General features: G+C 66.1%; 1 pseudogene. It reads right to left on the bottom strand.

Annotated elements, in window-relative coordinates:
* Window positions 1–4: 4 nt before the first annotated feature.
* Window positions 5–372: pseudogene (locus Q1A32_RS23925) on the bottom strand (hypothetical protein); the annotation flags it as partial.

Below are 372 nucleotides of genomic sequence, written 5' to 3' on the forward strand. Positions count from 1 at the left end.
CCGTTCACCCGAACAGAATGTCATCCGTACCAAAGCCCGACAGGTCGCTGTCCGAGCGCAGCACGGCCACGTCGCCGCCGCCGATGGACACCGTGACCTCGTTGGCGCCGCCATCGTAGCTGACCGTCGCCGACCCGACACCGGACAGCTGGAACACATCCGTGCCCAGCTCGAAATCCGTCACCAGGTCCGTGCCGGACGCCGCATCCACCGCCAGGAACACAAACGTATCGCCGCCGCCGCCGCCCGTCAGCGTGTCGCTGCCCGCGCCGCCCGATATCAGGTCATTGCCCAGGCCCCCGAAGATGCTGTCATTGCCGTTGCCGCCATAGAATGCATCATCGCCGCCGCCACCATTGATCGTGTCGAACC

Source organism: uncultured Tateyamaria sp., from assembly GCF_947503415.1.
Taxonomy (GTDB): domain Bacteria; phylum Pseudomonadota; class Alphaproteobacteria; order Rhodobacterales; family Rhodobacteraceae; genus Tateyamaria.